At 46.0% G+C, this 19,268-nt stretch carries 1 protein-coding gene; it reads left to right on the top strand.

The features are described from left to right. Positions 1-68 precede the first annotated feature (68 nt). Positions 69-19,148 (top strand): bacitracin non-ribosomal peptide synthetase BacC, encoded by a 19,080-nt coding sequence (bacC, locus tag MKX80_RS12685; RefSeq protein ID WP_339226899.1) that lies wholly within the window; start codon positions 69-71, stop codon positions 19,146-19,148. Positions 19,149-19,268: the final 120 nt, after the last annotated feature.

Raw genomic sequence — 19,268 nt, 5'->3', positions numbered from 1 at the left:
GCTGCGTAAAAATGGGCGGCCCATGTGGATCTGAAAACAAAAGGAATTCTAGGAGATGAGATGACGATATGAAAACAAAAGTTGAGAAAATATATCCGTTATCAAACATGCAAAAAGGAATGCTGTTTCATGCCATGAAAGACGAAGCGTCACACGCATATTTTGAGCAGTTCATCATTGAATTAAAAGGTGATGTGGATGAGCGGATGTTTGAAGAAAGCCTAAATGAAGTCATGAAAAGGCATGAGATCCTAAGAGCATCATTTCATCACAGATTGGATGAGCCGCTGCACGTCATTATCAAAGATCGGCAGATGAAGTTTGACTATCTTGATATACGGAGCCGGCATGATCAAGACGGTGTTTTGGAGAGATATTTGGCAGAAGATAGACAAAAGGGTTTTGACTTAGCCAAAGATACGTTGATGAGAGCCTGCCTCATCAGAACGACTGACGATTCGTATCAATTTGTCTGGACATATCATCACATTTTGCTTGACGGATGGTGCCTTGGCATCATCCTGGATGAACTGTTGACGATATATGAAATGAAGCGGAAAGGCCAAAATCATCAATTAGAAGACCCGAGGCCGTACAGCGATTATATCAAATGGCTGGAGGATCAGGATAAAGAAGAAGCTCAGAGCTATTGGGAGCGCTATTTGAGCGGCTATGATCAAAAAAATTCGCTTCCAAAGCTCCGCACACCTTCTGAGACGGGTTTTAAAAGAAGAGAGAAAACGATTAAATGTTCCAAAGAATTGACAGATCGCCTGATCAAATTGGCCAACCAGAATCATGTGACGATCAATACCGTGCTGCAAAGCATTTGGGGCGTGATTTTGGCGAAATACAACAACAGCGAGGATGTGGTGTTCGGAACCGTTGTTTCCGGTAGAGATGCCGAAGTGGAAGGTATAGAAAAAATGGTCGGCGTCTTCATCAACACCATCCCGACCAGAATCAGGCTTGACAAAGACAAGCGTTTTCAAGATGTTCTGCGCCAAACCCAAACCGACGCTTTGGAAAGCAGTCGCTACAATTACATGAATTTAGCGGAGGTCCAAGCGCTAAGCGAGTTGAAAAACGATTTAGTCGACCATGTCATGGTGTTTGAAAACTATGCCGTTGACCAAAAAGCGTTTGAAGAAAAAAATGATGTAGGTTTTGAAATGGTGAATGTCAGCGGGGAAGAACAAACCAATTATCATTTCAGCATTTCCGCAGCTCTTGACGATCAATTAAAGCTACTCTTCATCTATGATGAAAATGTGTATGACAACACCATCATCGAAACACTAGAAAAGCATATCATCACCGTCGCAGAACAAGTGGCGGAAGATGAGACACAAACATTACGAGACATCAATCTTGTGTCTGAAGAAGAAAAACACAGGATTTTACACACATTCAACGATACAAAAACGGGTTACCCGAAAGACAGGCCGCTTCATGAGCTCTTTGAAGAACAGGCCATGAAGACGCCTGACCATACGGCTCTTGTGTTCGGTGCTCAGCGCATGACCTACAGAGAGCTGAATGAAAAAGCAAACCAAACCGCGAGACTTCTCAGGGAAAAAGGTATCGGCAGAGGCTCGATTGCGGCGATCATCGCGGACCGCTCCTTCGAAATGATCATCGGCATCATCGGTATTTTAAAAGCAGGAGGTGCGTATTTGCCGATCGACCCTGAAACGCCCAAAGACAGAATTGCCTTCATGCTCAGCGACACGAAAGCCGCGGTGCTGCTTACGCAAGGAAAAGCTGCAGACGGAATCAATTGTGCGGCTGACATGATACATCTGGACAAAGGGGCAACAGACGGATTCAGTAAAGAACCGCTCGGTTCTGTCAATGATTCCGGCGATACCGCCTATATCATCTACACATCAGGATCTACGGGAACGCCAAAAGGCGTCGTCACCCCGCACTACAGTGCGGCAAGAGTCGTTAAAAATACCAATTATATCGACATCACAGGAAACGATGTCATCCTCCAGCTGTCCAACTATTCGTTTGACGGATCGGTGTTCGACATCTTCGGCGCTTTATTAAACGGAGCCTCACTCGTCCTGATCGAAAAAGAGACGGTCTTGAATACACATGAGCTGGCCGGAGTGATAAAAAAAGAACAAGTTAGCGTGATGTTCATTACAACGGCGCTGTTCAATACGCTCGCCGACATCAATATCGGCTGTCTTGCCAAGCTGCGGAAAATCCTCTTCGGCGGGGAAAGAGCGTCGATTCCGCATGTGAGAAAAGTGCTGGATCATGTCGGCCGTGATAAATTGATTCATGTTTACGGCCCGACGGAAAGCACGGTGTATGCGACATATTACTTCATCAACGAGATAGACGATGAAGCGGAAACGATTCCGATCGGCAGCCCGCTGGCGAATACGTCGGTTTTGATCATGGACGAAGCCGGTAAGCTCCTTCCAATCGGGGTTCCTGGAGAGCTGTGCATCGCAGGAGACGGGTTAAGCAAAGGATATTTAAACCGCGAGGAGCTGACAGCTGAAAAATTCATCCCGCACCCGTTTGTGGCTAGGGAAAGGCTGTACAAGACGGGCGATTTGGCGAAATGGCTGACAGACGGCAACATCGAATTCATCGGCCGAATCGACCACCAGGTGAAAATCCGCGGCTTCAGAATCGAACTCGGCGAAATCGAAAGCCGGCTGGAGATGCATGAAGACATCAATGAGACGATCGTCACCGTCAGGGAAGACGAAGAGAACCGCCCGTACATTTGCGCCTATATCACGGCAAATCGCGAAATTTCCCTTGATGAGCTGAAAGGATTTTTAGGTGAAAAGCTTCCGGAATACATGATTCCCGCCTATTTCGTGAAAATGGACAAGCTGCCGCTTACCAAAAACGGGAAAGTGGACAGAAAAGCTCTGCCTGAGCCGGACAGAACGGCGGGGGCGGAAAGCGAATATGAAATGCCGCGAAATGAAACGGAAGAAAAGTTGGCGGCGATTTGGCGGGATATTTTAAAGGTGGAAAAATCCGGTATTAACGATCATTTTTTCGAGATGGGAGGACATTCTCTCAAAGCGGCCGCGATGGCGGCAAGAATCCGAAAGGAGCTCAAAGCTGAAATCCCTCTTGGGCAAATCTTTAAAACGCCGACAATCAAAGGATTGGGAGAATATATCAGATCGACAAAAGATAGTGTTTATTCATCTATCAAAAAAGTGGAAGAAAAAGAATACTATCGTCTTTCATCCGCACAAAAAAGACTGTACATTCTCAATCAAATCGAAGGGAGCGGATTGTCCTACAACATCCCTTTTACCATGAAAGTCAAGGGCTCCTTCGATATACGCCGGTTTGAGAACGCATTGCAAATTGTCATTCAAAGACATGAAGCGCTTAGAACGTCCTTCTTGATGGCGGATGGAGAGCCTGTTCAAAAGATTGAAAAAGAAGTAGATTTCAGCATCAAATGCAGCGAAATAGAGTCTCTATCCATTCAGGAGATCATCAAACAATTTGTCAGACCGTTTGATTTAAAAAAGGCCCCGCTTTTTAGAACAGAGGTGGTCAAGGTTAATGACGAGGAACATATCATTCTGTTTGATATGCACCATATCATTTCAGACGGCGCATCGATGGGGGTTTTGACAAAAGAAATTTGCGATTTGTACGGCGGAAAAGAACTGGCGCCGCTCAGCCTCCAATATAAAGATTATTCAGAATGGCAAAGGGATTTTTATCAAAAAGATGAGGTCAAAAGGCAAAAAGACTACTGGCTCAATATTTTCAAAGGCGAGATTCCAGTCCTCAACATGCCGACAGATTTCCCAAGGCCGCAAATGCACAGTGTTGAAGGCGATAGAATCGGTTTTGTAATCGACGGCGAATTGACGAAGAAGCTCGAGCGGATCGCCAAAGACAACGGAGCCACCATGTATATGCTTCTTCTGGCGGCGTATACGGTTTTGCTTCGAACATATTGCGGACAAGAAGATTTGATTATCGGAACGCCGATTCAAGGAAGAAAGCATCACGAGCTGAAACATGTGATCGGGATGTTTGTCAATACGCTGGCGATGAGAAATTATCCGAAAGGCGACAAGACATTCGCTGAATATTTGCAAGATGTAAAAGAGACGGCGCTGAAGGCGTATGAAAACCAAGATTATCAATTTGACGATCTTGTTGAACAGCTTAACCTTGACCGCGACATGAGCAGAAATCCGCTGTTTGATACGATGTTTGTCCTGCAAAACCTGGAAAAAGCGGATGCTGAAATAAAAGGGCTGACATTTGAACCGTTTGAAAGCGACGTCCATATTTCAAAGTTTGACCTCACTTTATCGGCAATCGAAAAAGACTCGAAGGTAGAATTTGATTTGGAATATTGTACGAAGCTGTTTAAAAGAGAAACGGTCGAAAGGATGGCGGCGCATTTCGTCCGTGTTTTGGAGGACATTTCCAATCGCCCGGACAAGCGGCTGAATCAAATAGAGGTCATGTCAGAAGACGAAAAAAACACATTGTTATATCAGTTTAATGATACGAAAACTGATGCTCCAACAGACAAAACCATTTGCCGGCTGTTTGCTGAGCGGGCGGAGACATCGCCTGACCAAACCGCGGTCGTTTTTGAAGATCAAAAACTGACATATCGACAATTGCATGAGAGGTCAAATCAGCTGGCTCGGTTTTTAAGAGACAAAGGGGTTAAACCGGACACAGCGGTCGGCATCATGGTGGACCGCTCTCCCGAGATGATCGTCGGCATTCTGGGGATTTTGAAGGCCGGAGGCGCGTACCTGCCGCTTGATCCGGCATATCCTGAAGACAGGATCAAATACATCCTGGACGACAGCCAAACAAAATTTCTCCTGTCGGAAGAGGCGCTCATCAAAAAACGGGCCTTTATCAAAGAGGCCGGCATGATCAACATAGATATTCACGACAAACAAATTGCCGCACAGGATGCGGGCCGATTGGAGCCCGTCAGCCGCTGCGGGGATCTGGCTTACATCATCTATACTTCAGGGTCCACAGGAAAACCGAAGGGTGTCTTAATCGAACAAAAAGGGCTGAGCAATCTCGTTTCAGCGGTTGTCAACTTGATGCATTTAAACACGGACAGCAGAGTGATTCAATTTGCTTCGCTATCATTTGATGCGTCAGCATTTGAGATCTTTTCAGCGCTGGCAGCCGGGGCGGCTTTGGTTTTGGGACGGCAGGAGGAAATGATGCCGGGGCAGCCGTTAACAAGCTTTTTAAGGCAGCATGACATTACTCATGCGACTTTGCCGCCGACCGTTCTGAATGTGTTGGATGAATCCAGGTTGGAAAACCTCAAAGTAATCGTTTCCGCGGGCTCTGCCTGCAGCGAAGAACTGGCAAAAAGATGGTCCGGAAATCGGTTGTTTATCAATGCCTACGGACCGACGGAAACGACGGTCTGTGCAACGGCGGGGGTTTACGGAGGATCCGGGCGTCCTCATATCGGCAGTCCGATTGCCAATACAAACGTATATGTATTGGATCAAAACCAGAAGCCTGTGCCGACAGGCGTTGTTGGAGAGCTGTGCGTCGGCGGAATCAGCCTTGCACGCGGGTATTTAAACCGGCCGGAACTGACAGCCGAAAAGTTTATTTCACATCCGTTTGTATCAGGAGAAAGATTGTACCGGACGGGTGATCTGGCCAGATGGCTTCCTGATGGACATCTCGAGTTTTTAGGAAGAATCGACCATCAGGTGAAAATTCGCGGATACCGGATTGAACTGGGGGAAATCGAGAATCAATTGCTCAAGCTTGACAAAATCGATGAAGCGGCGGTTATAGCCAGGAAAGACGACGACAACAGCCATTACTTGTGCGCTTATATCGTCTCCAAAGAAGATTGGACGTCAACCGAGATCAGTGAATGGCTCGAAAAAGAGCTCCCTCACTATATGATTCCGGCTTATTTTGTCAGACTTGATAAGCTGCCGCTCACATCAAACGATAAAGTCGATCGAAAAGCACTTCCTGCACCTGACAGACATGTCGCCACAGGAGCGGAATACGAAGCGCCGCGGAATGACACAGAAGCTAAGCTCGTTGACATCTGGAGGGATGTTCTCGGTGCCGGAGACATCGGTATCAGCCATCACTTCTTTGCGGCAGGAGGCGATTCGATCAAGGCGTTGCAAATCGTCTCAAGGCTGTCCAGGCTTGGCCTGAAGCTTGAAATGAAGGATTTGTTCGCCAATCCGAGAATCAAGGATCTTGCCAAGTATGTTAAAAAACAATCACAGAGGCAAAATGCCAATACAATCGTCAGAGGACATGCAGAACTCACTCCGATCCAAAAATGGTATTTTGCTAATAACAAAGAAGAGCTAGATCACTTTAACCAGTCATTTGTGCTCTTCAGAAAGGGCGGATTTGACGAAAGCTGTGTCAGAAAGGCTTTCAATAAAATAATGGAGCAACACGACGCGTTAAGGATGATCTATGAAGAAAAAGACGGGGACTTCATTCAGTACAACAGAAGCTTCCGGGAAGATCAGTTCGACCTCGATGTTTATGATATAAGAGGGCTTGATTGTCAAGCGGAAAAGGTGTTTGAGCTGGCGACAAGCATTCAAAAACAATCATCGATTAGAAAAGGAAAACTTGTTCATCTCGGCATCTTCCGGGCTGATGAGGGCGACCACCTGCTCATTGTGATCCATCATCTTGTCGTTGACGGTGTATCGTGGAGAATTCTGTTTGAGGATTTCGAAACATTGTACAGTCAGGCATTAAAGGGGCAAACGCTCGAGATCGGCTACAAAACGGATTCCTATCAAGAATTCGCCCGCAGGTTAAAAGCACACGCCCACAGCCGAACATTATCGAAGGAAGCCGAGTATTGGCGGGACATTGCCATGGCTCGTGTCCGGTTTATTCCGCCAAAGAACATATTAAAGGAAGATGTATACGAAAACAGCACGACTTTAAGCATCAAGCTCGGTAAAGAGGCAACAGCGGACCTTTTGCGAAACACGAACAGAGCCTACAACACCGAAATCAACGATATTTTGTTAACGGCATTACTGACCGGAGCAAGGGACATCACAGGGGAAAATAAACTGAAGGTCATGATGGAAGGCCACGGCAGGGAAGATATTTTAGAAGGCGTTGACATCACGAGAACAATCGGCTGGTTTACGACGATGTATCCGGTGCTTCTTGATGCAGGGGAAGAAAAAGATCTCTCCCAACATATCAAAATGGTCAAAGAAACGTTGAGAAAAATACCGAATAAAGGAATCGGCTACGGGATATTAAAGTATATGGCCGAAGACCCGGATTTTATCAACGAAGAAAAAGCCCGGATTTCATTTAACTATTTAGGCGAGATCGATGCCGACATGAACCGCGGCGAATTTTCCGGATCCAGCTTCTCCGAAGGGGAAAGCATCGGCGGAAAAATTGCGAGAAGTCATTCTATCGAAATCAACGCCATCGTGATCAATCATGAACTGGTGATTCATACCACCTTTAATCAATTGGAATACGAAAAAGATACGATCAGCCGGCTGAATAATCAATTGAAAGAAAGCCTGGAACAAATCATTAAGCACTGCACGCAACAGACGGAAAGCGAAAGAACACCGTCCGACTATGGAGATACTAATATCAGTTTAGCCGAACTTGAAGAAATCAAAGGAAAATACAGAAGCGCCATTGAAAAAATCTATCCGCTCGCCAACATGCAAAAAGGTATGCTGTTTCATGCCATCGAGGATCATACCTCAGATGCATATTTTCAGCAGACGGTCATGGATATTGAAGGATATGTCGATCCGGCGATTCTTGAGGCAAGCTTTAATGACATCATGAAACGGCATGAAATCTTAAGGGCCTCTTATGAATATGAAATCGTTGAAGAACCGAGGCAGATCATCATCGAAAACCGCAGCATCGACTTCACCTATTTCAATATCGCGAAAAGCTCCGCTCAGCAACAGGAAATCTTCATTGAAAGATTGATCAATGAAGATCGAAAAAAAGGCTTTGATTTAAGCAGAGATGTACTGATGAGGGCTTATTTGCTGAAAACAGCCGAGCGCTCGTACCGGCTTGTCTGGAGCCATCACCATATTTTACTCGATGGCTGGTGCCTTGGCATCATCATGCGCGAGCTGTTTGTCATCTATGAAAACCGGATGAACGGCAAAGCCAGTCCATTAAAGGAGACGAAGCCGTACAGCGATTATATCAAGTGGCTTGAAAGACAAGATCAAGAAGAGGGCCGTCAATATTGGCGCGAATATTTGAAAGGGTATGAGGAACAGGCGCAGCTGCCAACATTAACAAAACGCAAAAAAAGCAGCAGGTATGACCGCCAGGAGAAGGTCATCCATTTGTCAAAACAGCTGACAAAACAATTGAAGGAGCTCGCTGCCAAAAACAGCGTCACGCTTCATACGGTGATTCAAACGATTTGGGGCCTGATGCTAACGAGATATAATAAGATCGATGATGTCGTGTTTGGAACGGTCGTATCGGGCAGGGAAGCAAACGTAGACGGAATCGAAGACATGATCGGTCTGTTTATCAACACCATCCCGACAAGAATCAGATTCAATGAGCAGGCGCGTTTTAACGATTGTTTGCGAAAGGTTCAGGAAGATGCGATTCAAAGCAACCGCTACAACTATTTGAATCTCGCAGAAGTCCAGGCTTTGAGCAGCTTAAAGAAAGATCTGATCGATCATATTCTCGTATTCGAGAACTATGAAGCTGATGAACAGGACTTTGAAGAGAGCCAAATGAAGACAGGCTTTAAGGTGAATGAGATCAGCGCTGCGGAACAAAGCAATTACAGTTTTAGTATGTCGGTGACTCCTGGCGAAGAGCTCACCCTTGTTTTGACATATGACGGCAATGTCTATGACAGGGATATCATCAACAATATCGAAGGTCATATCAAAAGGGTCGCTGAGCAAGTGACGGCAAATGAGAACCGGAAAATCGCAGAGATTGACATGCTGGCGGAGGAAGAAAGAAAGACGCTTCTATATGAGTTCAACCGGACAAACGCAGATTATCCAAGAAATAAAACGATCCATCAATTATTTGAAGAACAGGCGGAACGGACGCCTGGGCATACTGCGGTTGTATTTGAAAAGGAGGAGCTCTCGTACAAAGCATTGAATGAAAGGTCAAATCAGCTGGCGGGACTGTTAAGGGAAAAAGGCGTCAAACCTGACATGATCATCGGCGTTATGGCGGAACGTTCTGTGGAGATGATCGTCGGAATGCTGGCGGTGATGAAGGCCGGAGGCGCTTACTTGCCGATCGATCCCGAGTATCCGGAAGACCGGATCAGGTACATGATCGAAGACAGCGGCATTAGCATCCTGCTGAAAAAGGCGGACAAACAGATTGACGTTGATTTCACCTGTATCGATATGAACGAAAAAGGGCTGGCAAAAGACATGGCCACAGAGAACTTAGGGGACACCAGCGGCTCTTCCGACATGGCTTATGTCATCTATACTTCAGGTTCGACCGGAAAGCCGAAGGGTGTCATGGTCAACCATCAATCAATTGTCAATACGCTTTATTGGAGGAAACAATCGTATGGCTACAGTACAGCCGATGCCACACTTCAAGTGCCGTCCTTTTCATTTGACAGTTCTGTTGAAGATATTTTCACGACGCTTATATCTGGGGCGAAGCTGGTTTTAATTAGAGATTTGCGGATGAGTCCGCGTGAGATCATCGGCACGATGCGAATGCATAAAGCGACAAACTTGCTGGCCGTTCCAAGCTTTTATCTAAGCCTGCTTGAAACGATTGAGCAGCCTTTAGAGGACTTAAGATTTGTCACGGTCGCAGGGGAAGGCTTCAATGAAAGTCTGATCCGGCTGCATTTTGAAAAGCTGCCGAACGTCAAATTGTTTAATGAATACGGACCGACGGAAAACAGCGTTTGCTCAACGCGGGGCGAGCTGCGAAAAGATGACGAAAAAGCCGTCATCGGCCGGCCGATCAGCAACCACAAGGCTTATATTTTAAATCACAACCAGCAGCTGCTGCCGTTGGGGACGCCCGGCGAACTTTGTTTGAGCGGGGAAGGCCTTGCTCGCGGATACTTAAACAGACCTGACCTCACGCTTGAAAAATTTGTTCCAAACCCGTTTGTTCCAGGAGAAAACATGTACCGGACGGGGGATCTCGCAAGATTTTTGCCTGATGGCCAAATCGAATATTTAGGAAGAATCGATCACCAAGTCAAAATCCGCGGATTCAGAATCGAACTGGGCGAAATCGAAAACCAATTGCTGAAAATAGAAGGCATTGACGCGGCGGCAGTTATGGCGCGGGAAGATCAAGCCGGCGGCAAATACCTATGCGCATATATCGTCGCGGACAAAACGGCCGGCATTGCAGACGTCAGAAAATGCTTGTTAAAAGAACTGCCGGATTACATGGTGCCGTCATACTTTGTCAAGCTAGATCAATTGCCGCTTACGGCAAACGGCAAAATCGACAGAAAAGCGCTCCCTGAACCTAGCGGCACAATCAGTGAAGCGACGTACGAAGCACCGAGGAACCGCACAGAGGAAAAGCTTGTCTCAATCTGGGAGAACGTTTTAGGGATCGAAAACATCGGAATCAGCCACAATTTCTTTGAACTTGGCGGCCATTCCTTAAAAGCTGCGGCATTGACTGCAAAATTGCATAAAGAAATGAAGATTGAAGTCCCTTTAAGACAAATATTCGAAACACCAACAATCAAAGACATCGGTGATTTTATCGAATCCATGAAAGAAAGCACTTATGCGTCCATCACACAAGCGGAAGAGAAAGAGTATTACGCATTGTCATCCGCACAAAGAAGGCTGTATATCCTTCATCAAATCGAACCAGGCGGCCTCTCTTACAACATGCCTTTCGCCATGAAAATTGCAGGAGATTTTGATGTCGACCGATTCGAGGACGCTTTTCGGCAGTTGATAGAAAGGCATGAATCCTTGAGAACGGCCTTTGTGATGGTTGACGGCGAGCCTGTACAAAAAATCGAAAAAGAAGTCGATTTTAAAGTGAAGTACGGACGACTCGGACAGGACCGGCTGGAAGAAAAAATCAAAGCGTTCATCAAGCCGTTTGCTTTGGAAAAAGCGCCGCTTTTAAGAGTGGAAGTATTAAAAGCGAGTGGCGATGAACATGTACTGATGTTCGACATGCACCATATCATTTCAGACGGGGTATCCATGGCCATTTTCACAAGAGAACTGGCCGAGTTGTATGAGGGGAAAACATTGCAGCCGTTAACGATTCAGTACAAAGACTTTTCAGAATGGCAAAAACTTTTTTATCAAAAAGATGAGATTAAACGCCAGGAAGACTACTGGCTCAACGTTTTTCAAGGTGAAGTGCCGGTGCTGAATTTGCCGGCGGATGAAAAACGTCCGCAAAAGCGTTCGATTGAAGGAGATATCGTTCAGTTTGAAATAGACGGCGAAACGTCCGCCATGCTGAACAAACTGGCGAAAGAGAACGGCGCGACGATGTATATGTTACTTTTGGCGGGATACACAACGCTCTTGGCAAAGTATACAGGCCAGGAGGATATCGTTGTCGGCTCACCGATCGCGGGAAGGCATCACACCGATTTGAAACATGTCATCGGACTGTTTATCAACACGCTGGCGATGAGGAACTATCCAAAAGGAGACATGCCATTTGCCGACTATTTAAAAGAGGTCAAAGAAACGGCGCTGAAAGCTTATGAAAATCAAGACTATCCATTTGATGAACTGGTTGAAAAACTTAATGTCAAACGGGATATGAGCAGACACCCGCTGTTTGATACCATGCTTGTTCTGCAAAACTTCGACGGCGATGAAGCGGACATCGACGGCTTGACATTCCAGCCGCTCCAAACCGAGGTGAACATCTCAAAATTTGATTTGACTCTGACAGCCGCTGAGACAAATGAAGGCATTCAATGTGTTTTCAACTACAGTACAAAATTGTTTAAGCGGTCCACGATTGAAAGAATGGCGGGCCATTTGATCAATATTCTGAAGGAAGCGGCAAACGATCCGCAAATGCCGTTGAGCGACGTGAACATGCTGTCAGATGAAGAAATGAGAGTGCTTCGGGATCAGAATCAAGGACAACAAACAGATTATCCTAAAGATCAAACGGTTCATCAGCTGTTTGAGCATCAGGCTGGCAAAACGCCGGAGCAAACAGCGGTGGTCTTTGCGGATGAAAAGCTGACGTACAGGGAACTGAACGAAAGAGCAAACCAATTGGCAAGGCTTTTGAGAGACAAAGGAGCAAGCGCCGGTGCACCTATAGCGATCATGATTGAACCATCGCTTGAGATGATCATTTCCATGCTGGCGGTACTGAAAGCCGGAGCGGCTTACGTGCCGATCGAGCCGGAGCAATTGGCCAAACGGACGAATGAGATTTTAAGTGACAGCAGAGCTGCAATATTGCTTATCAAAGGCTCTCTCAAAGAAAACGTCGCGTTCGCTGGAGAAATCGTCAATATTGCCGACGGTTTGATTGATGCGAAGGCCGCGTCAAACCTGTCTGCATCGGGTTCAGCCGATCAGAATGCATATATTATATACACATCAGGCTCCACCGGAAAGCCAAAAGGCGTATTTGTCAGACACGGGAACGTGGTGAACTATACAACATGGTTTATGAAGGAAGCGGGTCTTACAGAAAACGACAAAGCCATGCTTGTGTCCTCATATGCGTTCGATTTGGGCTATACGAGCATCTTTTCGGCTCTTTTAAGCGGAAGCGAACTGCATATCGCACGAAAAGAATGTTATACAAATGCGCACCGGGCTTTACAGTATATCAAAGAAAACGGCATCACCTATATCAAACTGACGCCGTCTCTGTTTAACATTTTTGTCAATGATCCGGGCTTTTCCGCCGAAAAATCTTGCGCCACTCTCAGGCTGGTCGTCTTGGGCGGAGAGATGATCAATACAAGGGATGTTGAGACATTTTACAACCAATATCCGGATCATGTGGTCATGAATCATTATGGCCCGACGGAAACGACAATCGGCTCAGTCTTTAAAGTGATCGACCCGGAACACCTCCATTCTTTCAAAGAATATCCGGTTATCGGAACTCCGATTCATAATACGAATGCGTATGTGCTGGATGAAAACATGAAGCTGCTTCCGGAAGGTGTGTACGGAGAGCTCTGCATCGCAGGAGCCGGAGTGACAGGCGGCTATGTAAACAAACCGGATATCACGAAAGAAAAATTCGTCGAAAATCCGTTTGCACCGCATACAAAAATGTTCAGGACCGGGGACCTTGCCAGAAGGCTGAGCGATGGAAATATCGAACTTGCAGGCCGGATGGACAGCCAAGTAAAGGTAAGGGGCTACAGAATAGAACCGGAAGAAATCAAAAACAGGCTGTTGGCTCATGATGATATCAAGGAAGCCTTCATTGTTGCAAGGGAAGACCATAAAGGTGCAAAACAGCTGTGCGCCTATTTCACAGCAGACACCGAATTGCCGTTCGAGGACATCAGGACGTATCTGATGCGTGAGCTTCCAGAATATATGATTCCGTCTTCGTTTGTCCAAATTGAGAAGGTGCCGCTTTCAGCCAACGGAAAGATCGATACGGCCGCATTGCCTGAACCGCAGCTGGGAAAAGAGACGGAATACGAACAGCCGCGGAACGAGACGGAAGAAAAGCTTGTTCAAATATGGGAAGAAGTGCTTGGCATTGACAAAATCGGAATCACTCATCACTTCTTTGCAGCAGGCGGCGATTCCATCAAAGCGCTGCAAATGATCTCAAGATTATCAAGAGAAGGCCTGTCGCTAGAAATGAAAGATCTGTTTACAAATCCGCAAATCAAGTCTTTGAGCCGATATGTCAAGGCCGAAACCGACAAATCAACATCCTATGAAACGGTAGAGGGCGAGATTCTCTTGACCCCGATTCAACAAGAGTATTTCTCGTTGAACAAAACGGACAGGAACCATTACAACCATGCGGTTATGCTGTATAGAAAAAACGGATTCGACGAGAGCATCGTTAAACGTGTATTTAGAGAAATCATCACACATCACGATGCACTCCGGACGGTGTTTAAAGAAGAAGACGGAAAGATCATTCAGTACAACCGGGGACCGGACAAAAAGCTGTTTGACCTATTTGTCTATGATGTCTCAAGCGAAAACGACAAGCCTCAGAAAGTGTACCAATTGGCAACGGAGCTTCAGCAAAGCATCGATATTAAAACCGGCCCTTTGGTCAAACTGGCGATCTTCAAAACGAATAATGGAGATCACCTGCTGATCATCATCCATCACCTTGTGATCGACGGTATCTCTTGGAGAATATTATTTGAAGATTTGGCGCTGGGGTACAGTCAGTTATCGAATGGGGAAAAAGTCGAGTTTTATCCAAAAACGGCTTCCTACCAGGAATATGCGCGGCACATCACGGAATATTCAAAAACTGAAAAACTGCTTGGTGAAAAACAGTATTGGCTGAAGGCCATTTGTGATGACGTCGAATTCCTGGAAATGAATGAAGATGCAGGGGTCTTCAAAGTTGAGGACAGCAAAACATTCAGCACAGAACTCGAAAAAGAGGAGACAGCGCGGCTATTAAGAGAAACAAACCAAGCTTACCGTACCGAAATCAACGATCTTCTGATCACAGCGCTTCTGGTGGCGGCAAGAGATATGACCGGGCAAAATAAATTAAGAATCACGCTGGAGGGGCATGGAAGAGAAAAGGTGGCAGATGGCATCGACATCAGCAGAACGGTCGGATGGTTTACCTCGAAATACCCGGTATTCATCGATTTGGGACAAGAAACAGACATGTCCAGGACGATTAAAATGGTGAAAGAGCACTTACGAAACGTGCCGAACAAAGGCATCGGCTACGGAATTTTAAAGTATCTCACTCGGGACAGTGAGATCGCAAAAGGCGCAACATCACCAATCTTGTTCAATTACCTGGGACAGCTTGATGAAGACATCAACAGCGGAGAATTTTCTTCATCACACCTGTCGCCGGGAGAAGCAGCCGGAAAGGGCATCACAAGAGAAAATCCACTCGAAATCAATGCGGTGGTCTTCAGGGGAAGACTGGCCATTCAAACGACCTATAACACAAGAGCATACAGTGAAGACGTCGTCAGCGCTTTTGCACAAAAATATAAAGAAGCCCTTAAAGCGGTCATTCGCCACTGTGCGGAACGAGAAGAGACGGAAAAAACGCCGTCTGATTACGGAGACAAAGGCATCAGCTTAGATCAGCTTGAGGAAATCAAACTGAAATATAAAGGGATGGAAATCGAAAAAATCTATCCGCTTGCCAATATGCAAAGGGGCATGCTGTTCCACGCGCTCGAAGACAAAGAATCACAGGCGTACTTTGAACAAATGGCCATCAATATGAAAGGATTGATCGATGAGCGCCTGTTTGCAGAAACGTTCGATGACATCATGGAAAGGCACGAGATTCTAAGGGCCTCTATTGAGTATGAAATAACGGATGAACCAAGAAATGTGATCATCAAGGACAGAAAGATCAATCTTGACTATCATGACTTGCGAAAGCAGCGTCCGGCGGAACAGGAGCAAGTGATTCAAGCGTATCGCAAAGCAGATCGGGAAAAAGGTTTTCGCTTCAACAGCGAACCATTGATCAGAGCCGCGCTGATGAGAACCGGGGATGACAGTTATACGTTCATATGGACAAACCACCATATTCTGCTTGACGGCTGGTCCCGGGGAATCATTATGGGAGAGCTGTTCCAAATGTATCATATGAAAGCAGCCGGGCAAAAACACCGGCTTGAAGAGGCAAGACCGTACAGCGATTATATCGGGTGGCTAAAGCAACAGGATAAAGAAGCTGCAAAAGCGTACTGGAGAAACTATTTATCAGGCTTTACCGAAAAATCGCCGATTTCGGTTTTGGCAAGTTCATCCGGACATGCGAAATATAAGAGAAAAGAGGCCGTCATAGAATTCCCGGAACAATTGACCGGCCGGATCATAGAGCTTGCCAGCCGTAACAATGTCACCTTCCATACTGTTTTACAATGCATTTGGGGAATGCTTTTGGCAAGGTACAATCAAACGGATGATGTCGTATTCGGTACAGTCATTTCCGGAAGGGATGCACAAGTAGCCGGAATCGAAAAAATGGTCGGACTATTCATCAACACTGTACCGACGAGAATCAGGCTGGAAAAAAGCCAAAGCTTTAAGGAGCTCATCAAAAGCGTTCAGGAACAGGCTTTAGAAGGCAGGACATATCATGACATGAATTTGTCGGAAGTGCAGTCGCTCAGTGAATTAAAAAGAGAGCTGCTGGATCATATCCTGATTTTCGAAAATTACGCGGTTGATCAGAGTGCATTTGAGACAAGCGGCAAACGCGGTGCCGGTTTTGTCTTTGAAGAAATTCACGCCGAAGAACAAACAAATTACGGATTTAATATTGTGGCCGTCCCGGGCAAACGTTTGGTCATCAAATTGACTTATGACGGAAATATCTATCATGACCACATCATCGCCGGCATCAAAGGACACCTTCAACAAGTGATGGAACAGGTGGTCCAAAATGAAGATCAGTCATTAAACGACATCACAGTCCTTTCGGAAGCTGAAAGAAACAGGCTGTTGTACGAATGGAATGACACGAAAGCGGAATATCCGAATCAGACGATTCACCGGCTGTTTGAGGAACAAGCCGAAAAAACCCCTGAGCTTGCTGCGGTTGTCTCAGGAAATGACAAACTGACGTACCGCGAGCTCAATGAAAAATCAAATCAGCTTGCTAGATACCTCAGGGACAGAGGAGTCAAAGCGGATACGATTGTTGCCATCATGGCAGAACGCTCACCGGAAATGGTGGTCGGAATCATGGGGATTTTGAAAGCCGGAGGAGCCTATTTGCCGATTGATCCCGATTATCCGGAAGAAAGGATCAAGTATATGCTTGAAGACAGCGGCGCGGCCATCATCCTCGTGGATCACAAGCAGGACTTGGGTACACTTCATCAAGAAGCCGTCGAATTAACCGGAGATTTCAGCAGTTTTCCGGCTGACAATCTGGAACCGGCGGGTAACGCCGACAGCCTTGCATATATCATCTACACGTCAGGTTCTACAGGCAAACCGAAAGGGGTTATGATCAGGCAAAGAGGGCTGGTCAACTATATTACCTGGGCTGACCGTGTATATGTCCAAGGCGAACAGCTCGATTTTGCCCTCTACTCATCCATTGCCTTTGATTTAACGGTGACATCGATATTTACGCCATTAATCTCAGGCAATCGGGTGATTGTTTATCAGCATAGCGAAGACGGGGAACCGCTGATTCGAAAAGTATTCAGAGATAAAAAAGCCGGGATTGTCAAATTAACCCCGTCTCATTTAAGCCTTGTCAAAGACATGGATCAAAGCAAATCAAGCATCAAACGCCTGATCGTCGGCGGGGAAGATTTAAAAACGGAACTGGCCAAAGAAATCACGGAGAGATTTCATCACAAAATTGAAATCTACAATGAATACGGTCCGACTGAAACGGTTGTCGGCTGCATGATCTATCAATATGATGCCGACCGGGACCGCCAAGTTTCTGTCCCGATCGGCAAGCCGGCCTCAAATGTCCAGCTATATATTTTGGATGAGCGTCAGGAAGTGCAGCCGGTTGGAATTTCCGGAGAGCTGTATATCAGCGGAGACGGAGTCGCAAAAGGCTATTTGAACAAACCGGAGCTGACGTCTGAAAAATTCCTGTCAAATCCGTTTTTACCGGGTGAAAGAATGTACCGAACAGGAGATCTTGCGAGGATGAGGCCGGATGGACATATTGAGTATCTGGGCCGGATCGATCATCAAGTCAAGATTCGGGGCTACCGCATCGAACTTGGCGAAATCGAACATCAATTGTTAAGGCACAGTGATATAAAAGAAGCGGCGGTTGCCGCCAAAACAGATCAAAGCAACAATCAAGTTCTTTGCGCATACGTCGTTTCCGAAAGAGACATCACACAGGAAGACATTAAAGCGTTTTTGGCGAAGGGGCTTCCGGAATATATGGTGCCGTCCTATTTGCTGAAGCTTGATGAGCTGCCGCTGACACCAAACGGAAAAGTCGACTTGAAGGCCCTTCCAGAGCCAGATCGAAGCGCGGGCGCTTTACTGGAGTACGAGCCTCCAAGACATGAGCTGGAAGAAAAAATGGCCGCCATTTGGGAAGACATCTTAAATATCGAACAGATTGGCATCAACGCCAACTTATTTGATATCGGGGCGAATTCTTTAAACGTCATGTCATTTGTCTCTAAGCTATATGCAGAGCTTGGCTTCAGAGTGCCGTTTAAGGACATTTTCTCCAAGCCGACAATTAAAGAGCTGTCTGATTTTCTGAAGCATGCACAAGACTTGCTGAAAGACTACACAGATGATTGCATGCAGCTGACCAGGGCGGAAGAAGGCAGCAAAAACCTGTTCTGCTTCCCGCCGGCCGCGTCGATGGGCATTGCCTACATGGGATTGGCCAAGCATTTAAAGCAGCATTCGGTGTACAGCTTCAACTTCATTCCATCCGCAAACAGGATTCGAAAATACGCAGATATCATCAAAAACATTCAAGGTGAAGGGCCATATACATTAATCGGCTATTCATCCGGCGGAATCCTGGCATTTGATGTGGCAAAAGAATTGAACCGGCAAGGATATGAAGTCGAAGATTTGATCATCATCGATTCAAAATATCGGACAAAAGCCGAGAAACGTCAGTTCACAGAGGAAGAATACAGAGAAGAGATATCCAAAACATTTGAACTTGAGAAATACCGCGATGCAGAGAAATTAATGAGCGACTATTTAGTGGACTTGGTGATGAAGTCTTATGTATATATACAAAACACAGTCACAACCGGCACAATTGACGGACATATCAGCTATATCAAGTCAAGCGACAATCAGCGGGATGAAAATATGATGATGTGGGAAAAAGCGGTGTCCAAAACCTTTACAGTCGTTCAAGGAGCCGGAACCCATATGCAAATGATCTCCAAATCCCATCCCGACATTCTTGAAAGAAATGCAAGATTGATCCATGATATCATCAATAAGACTGTCAAAATATGAACAAAACGGCATCCTTTTCGGGATGCCTTTTGTTTGCCTCATCAACTCTCTGTTATAATGAAAGGCAAAGAAAAGAGAGGAAATATTTCAAAAAACAAGCAGCAGCGGGTGCTGCGGTGT

The organism is Bacillus sp. FSL K6-0972 (genome assembly GCF_037976035.1).
Lineage (GTDB): Bacteria > Bacillota > Bacilli > Bacillales > Bacillaceae > Bacillus > Bacillus haynesii.
Note: the sequence above shows the minus strand (reverse complement) of the source record. Positions and strands in the feature narration are given on the sequence as shown.

Bases quoted from the DNA above. Each gene is read 5' to 3' on its own strand.
- bacC (WP_339226899.1), top strand. From the start codon at position 69: ATGAAAACAAAAGTTGAGAAAATATATCCGTTATCAAACATGCAAAAA.